Below are 5730 nucleotides of genomic sequence, written 5' to 3' on the forward strand. Positions count from 1 at the left end.
ACCAGGCGCCTCGTTCCGGGGCGCCGTGGTGCTGTTTCACGGTAGTGGTGTTTCCGGATGGCGCCCAAGAAGAAGGCCGGACCCTTGCGGGGTCCGGCCTTCGGTGTAAATGCTCAGCGATGACCTACTCTTGCATGGCTTAAGCCACACTACCATCGGCGCGTGTGCGTTTCACTTCCGAGTTCGGGATGGGATCGGGTGGTGCCACACAGCTATTGTCACTGAGCAAGGGGGTGAAGCAGCGCACGGATGCGCCCGCTTGCAGGGGGTTGGGACGTAGCGAGTCAGTTTATAAGGTCTGGAATGTCGACGTATCGTCGAGTCCAAGGCCACTTGAGGTTATATGGTCAAGCCACACGGATCATTAGTACAGGTTAGCTCAATGCATTGCTGCACTTACACACCCTGCCTATCAACCACCTGGTCTTGATGGTTCCTTCAGGGGAGTCAAGCTCCCGGGAGATCTCATCTTGAGGCGCGCTTCCCGCTTAGATGCTTTCAGCGGTTATCGCTTCCGAACATAGCTACCCGGCAATGCCACTGGCGTGACAACCGGAACACCAGAGGTTCGTCCACTCCGGTCCTCTCGTACTAGGAGCAGCCCCTCTCAAATCTCCAACGCCCATGGCAGATAGGGACCGAACTGTCTCACGACGTTCTGAACCCAGCTCGCGTACCACTTTAAATGGCGAACAGCCATACCCTTGGGACCGACTACAGCCCCAGGATGTGATGAGCCGACATCGAGGTGCCAAACACCGCCGTCGATATGAACTCTTGGGCGGTATCAGCCTGTTATCCCCGGAGTACCTTTTATCCGTTGAGCGATGGCCCTTCCATACAGAACCACCGGATCACTAAGACCTACTTTCGTACCTGCTTGATCCGTCGATCTTGCAGTCAAGCACGCTTATGCCTTTGCACACAGTGCGCGATGTCCGACCGCGCTGAGCGTACCTTCGTGCTCCTCCGTTACACTTTGGGAGGAGACCGCCCCAGTCAAACTACCCACCATACACGGTCCCCGATCCGGATAACGGACCTAGGTTAGAACGTCAAGCACGACAGGGTGGTATTTCAAGGATGGCTCCACCAGAACTGGCGTCCTGGTTTCATAGCCTCCCACCTATCCTACACAGACGAACTCAACGTTCAGTGTAAAGCTATAGTAAAGGTTCACGGGGTCTTTCCGTCTTGCCACGGGAACGCTGCATCTTCACAGCGATTTCAATTTCACTGAGTCTCGGGTGGAGACAGCGCCGCCATCGTTACGCCATTCGTGCAGGTCGGAACTTACCCGACAAGGAATTTCGCTACCTTAGGACCGTTATAGTTACGGCCGCCGTTTACTGGGGCTTCGATCAAGAGCTTCGCCTTGCGGCTGACCCCATCAATTAACCTTCCAGCACCGGGCAGGCGTCACACCCTATACGTCCACTTTCGTGTTTGCAGAGTGCTGTGTTTTTGATAAACAGTCGCAGCGGCCTGGTTACTGCGACCCCCGACAGCTATAGCTCGCATGAGCCACCATCAGGGGTGCACCTTCTCCCGAAGTTACGGTGCCATGTTGCCTAGTTCCTTCACCCGAGTTCTCTCAAGCGCCTGAGAATTCTCATCCTGCCCACCTGTGTCGGTTTACGGTACGGTCTGCGTAAGCTGAAGCTTAGGAGCTTTTCCTGGAAGCGTGGTATCGGTAACTTCGTCCCAATGGACTCGTCTCGCTGCTCGGTGTTGATGACCCCCCGGATTTGCCTAAGGGATCCACCTACCTGCTTTCCCCGGGACAACCAACGCCCGGTATACCTAACCTTCTCCGTCCCTCCATCGCACTTACGCGAGGTGCAGGAATATTAACCTGCTTCCCATCGACTACGCATTTCTGCCTCGCCTTAGGGGCCGACTCACCCTGCGTTGATTAACATTGCGCAAGGAAACCTTGGGCTTTCGGCGTGCGGGTTTTTCACCCGCATTATCGTTACTCATGTCAGCATTCGCACTTCCGATACCTCCAGCAGACTTCTCAATCCACCTTCATCGGCTTACGGAACGCTCCTCTACCGCGCATACAAAGTATGCACCCCAAGCTTCGGTTCAATGCTTAGCCCCGTTAAATCTTCCGCGCAGACCGACTCGACCAGTGAGCTATTACGCTTTCTTTAAAGGATGGCTGCTTCTAAGCCAACCTCCTGGCTGTCTGTGCCTTTCCACATCGTTTTCCACTCAGCACTGATTGGGGACCTTAGCTGTGGGTCTGGGTTGTTTCCCTTTTCACGACGGACGTTAGCACCCGCCGTGTGTCTCCCGGATAGTACGTGCTGGTATTCGGAGTTTGCCATGGTTTGGTAATTCGCAATGAACCCCTAGCCATAACAGTGCTCTACCCCCAGCAGTATTCGTCCGAGGCGCTACCTAAATAGCTTTCGAGGAGAACCAGCTATCTCCGGGTTCGATTAGCTTTTCACTCCTAATCACACCTCATCCCCTACCTTTGCAACGGGAGTGGGTTCGGGCCTCCAGTACCTGTTACGGTACCTTCACCCTGGGCATGACTAGATCACCCGGTTTCGGGTCTATTGCCCGCGACTATGCGCCCTATTCAGACTCGGTTTCCCTTCGCCTCCCCTATACGGTTAAGCTTGCCACGAACAATAAGTCGCTGACCCATTATACAAAAGGTACGCAGTCACTCTTGCGAGCTCCTACTGCTTGTACGCACACGGTTTCAGGGTCTATTTCACTCCCTTCACCAGGGTTCTTTTCGCCTTTCCCTCACGGTACTGGTTCACTATCGGTCGGTCAGTAGTATTTAGCCTTGGAGGATGGTCCCCCCATGTTCAGACAGGGTTTCTCGTGCCCCGCCCTACTCGTTTTCATTGAAAGAGCCTTTTCGCATACCGGGCTGTCACCGTCTATGGCCAACCTTTCCAGGTTGTTTTGCTAAAACTCAATCAACTTAAGGGCTGTTCCCCGTTCGCTCGTCACTACTCAGGGAATCTCGGTTGATTTCTTTTCCTCCGGTTACTTAGATATTTCAGTTCACCGGGTTCGCCTTGCATGGCTATGTATTCACCATGCAATACTCCTTGCGGAGTGGGTTTCCCCATTCGGACATCGCGGGATCAATGCTTATTGCCAGCTCCCCCACGCTTTTCGCAGGCTGTCACGTCCTTCATCGCCTCTGACCGCCAAGGCATCCACCGTGTGCGCTTATTCGCTTGACCATATAACCCCAAGTCGCCTCGGAGTCATACGTTGCGCGATCACAACGTCTCACTTCAAATTTCAGGGGATCAAGTCCCCCGCCTTAGCCTCTACGACACGTCATGGACATTCCGTCTCAAAACGCTCGCTACGTCCCAATTTTCAAAGAACGCCACCTGGCCTCAACGCCGGGTCGCTTCTAATCTTGTGTGTGTGCGCAGATTCATTCAGAGCCAGGCGTGCCTGGAAGGTGCCCGGGAACTCGGGAGCTTTGGTTGGTGGGTCTGGGAGGACTCGAACCACCGGCCTCACCCTTATCAGGGGTGCGCTCTAACCACCTGAGCTACAGACCCAAAAGTCTTTCCCAGGTGGTGGAGCTTGTCGGGATCGAACCGACGACCCCCTGCTTGCAAAGCAGGTGCTCTCCCAGCTGAGCTAAAGCCCCATGCCTTCAACAGGCGTCTCTACCCCGCACCCGAAGGCACGACGCAAAAACAGGACGCTCCCGCGCTGATCTCGCGATCAACCGGAACTCTGAATGCAGGTCACTTGTGCGGACGCCTGACAGGCAATCTGCTGTCTTTGTGTCTCTAAGGAGGTGATCCAGCCGCACCTTCCGATACGGCTACCTTGTTACGACTTCACCCCAGTCATGAATCACTCCGTGGTAACCGTCCTCCTTGCGGTTAGACTAGCTACTTCTGGAGCAACCCACTCCCATGGTGTGACGGGCGGTGTGTACAAGGCCCGGGAACGTATTCACCGCAGCAATGCTGATCTGCGATTACTAGCGATTCCGACTTCATGGAGTCGAGTTGCAGACTCCAATCCGGACTGAGATGGGGTTTCTGGGATTGGCTTGCCCTCGCGGGTTTGCAGCCCTCTGTCCCCACCATTGTAGTACGTGTGTAGCCCTGGCCGTAAGGGCCATGATGACTTGACGTCATCCCCACCTTCCTCCGGTTTGTCACCGGCGGTCTCCTTAGAGTTCCCACCATTACGTGCTGGCAACTAAGGACAAGGGTTGCGCTCGTTGCGGGACTTAACCCAACATCTCACGACACGAGCTGACGACAGCCATGCAGCACCTGTGTCACGGTTCCCGAAGGCACCAATCCATCTCTGGAAAGTTCCGTGCATGTCAAGGCCAGGTAAGGTTCTTCGCGTTGCATCGAATTAAACCACATACTCCACCGCTTGTGCGGGCCCCCGTCAATTCCTTTGAGTTTCAGTCTTGCGACCGTACTTCCCAGGCGGCGAACTTAACGCGTTAGCTTCGATACTGAAGACCTAAGTGTCCCCAACATCCAGTTCGCATCGTTTAGGGCGTGGACTACCAGGGTATCTAATCCTGTTTGCTCCCCACGCTTTCGTGCCTCAGTGTCAGTGCTGGTCCAGGTAGCCGCCTTCGCCACGGATGTTCCTCCCGATATCTACGCATTTCACTGCTACACCGGGAATTCCGCTACCCTCTACCGCACTCTAGACTGCCAGTATCCAATGCCATTCCCAGGTTGAGCCCAGGGCTTTCACATCAGACTTAACAAACCACCTACGCACGCTTTACGCCCAGTAATTCCGAGTAACGCTTGCACCCTTCGTATTACCGCGGCTGCTGGCACGAAGTTAGCCGGTGCTTATTCTTACGGTACCGTCAGAACCATCGGGTATTAACCAATGGCTTTTCTTCCCGTACAAAAGTGCTTTACAACCCGAAGGCCTTCTTCACACACGCGGCATGGCTGGATCAGGCTTCCGCCCATTGTCCAATATTCCCCACTGCTGCCTCCCGTAGGAGTCTGGGCCGTGTCTCAGTCCCAGTGTGGCTGATCATCCTCTCAGACCAGCTACGGATCGTCGCCTTGGTGGGCCATTACCCCTCCAACTAGCTAATCCGACGTCGGCTCATCTTTCTGCGCGAAGCCCGAAGGTCCTCCGCTTTCACCCGTAGGTCGTATGCGGTATTAGCGTAAGTTTCCCTACGTTATCCCCCACAAAAAGGCAGATTCCGACGTATTCCTCACCCGTCCGCCACTCGCCACCCAGAGAGCAAGCTCTCCTGTGCTGCCGTTCGACTTGCATGTGTTAGGCCTGCCGCCAGCGTTCACTCTGAGCCAGGATCAAACTCTTCACTTAAGTATTGCGACATGACCCGAAGGCCACGCCTATGCTTTGAGTGCAGTGTCTACCCAGACCCAAATGTCTCGGTTACCTGCATCTTGCGATGCTTGTATCTGTTTCATTTGGACTGTGTCGAACATCTGCCAATGGACAACCATCCACCGGCCAGACGCCCGCACAAGTCACCTGCGCACACTGTCAAAGATCTGCGGAACCGGCCTCAGCGCCTGGTCCCAGTCCTCGCCACCGCAGTGGCCGAGGGAGCCGCACATCATACAGCGCTTTGCGGGAACGTCAACAACTCGTTTCGTCCCAACCTGCCGCTGCCTCGCCGCGATTCCGCTGCAGCGAGCCGACCATCTTAGCGGGTTTTTCGACAACGTCAACACCCGATGCCGATCCGTCCCA

General features: G+C 55.2%; 2 tRNA genes and 3 rRNA genes. All 5 read right to left on the reverse strand.

Features of this window, described 5'->3' with window-relative positions:
• Positions 1 to 111: 111 nt before the first annotated feature.
• Positions 112 to 226, reverse strand: a 5S ribosomal RNA gene (gene rrf, locus N792_RS13240).
• 117 nt (positions 227 to 343) lie between these two features.
• A 23S ribosomal RNA gene (locus N792_RS13245) occupies positions 344 to 3221 on the reverse strand.
• Positions 3222 to 3477: 256 nt separating this feature from the next.
• A tRNA-Ile gene (locus N792_RS13250) sits at positions 3478 to 3554 on the reverse strand.
• Positions 3555 to 3570: 16 nt separating this feature from the next.
• Positions 3571 to 3646: transfer RNA gene (locus N792_RS13255), tRNA-Ala, on the reverse strand.
• Positions 3647 to 3792: 146 nt separating this feature from the next.
• Positions 3793 to 5337: ribosomal RNA gene (locus N792_RS13260) — 16S ribosomal RNA — on the reverse strand.
• Together the 16S, 23S and 5S rRNA genes with 2 tRNA genes alongside form the textbook arrangement of a ribosomal RNA operon.
• Positions 5338 to 5730: the final 393 nt, after the last annotated feature.

The sequence above is a fragment of the Lysobacter concretionis Ko07 = DSM 16239 genome (genome assembly GCF_000768345.1).
Taxonomy (GTDB): Bacteria; Pseudomonadota; Gammaproteobacteria; order Xanthomonadales; family Xanthomonadaceae; genus Novilysobacter; species Novilysobacter concretionis.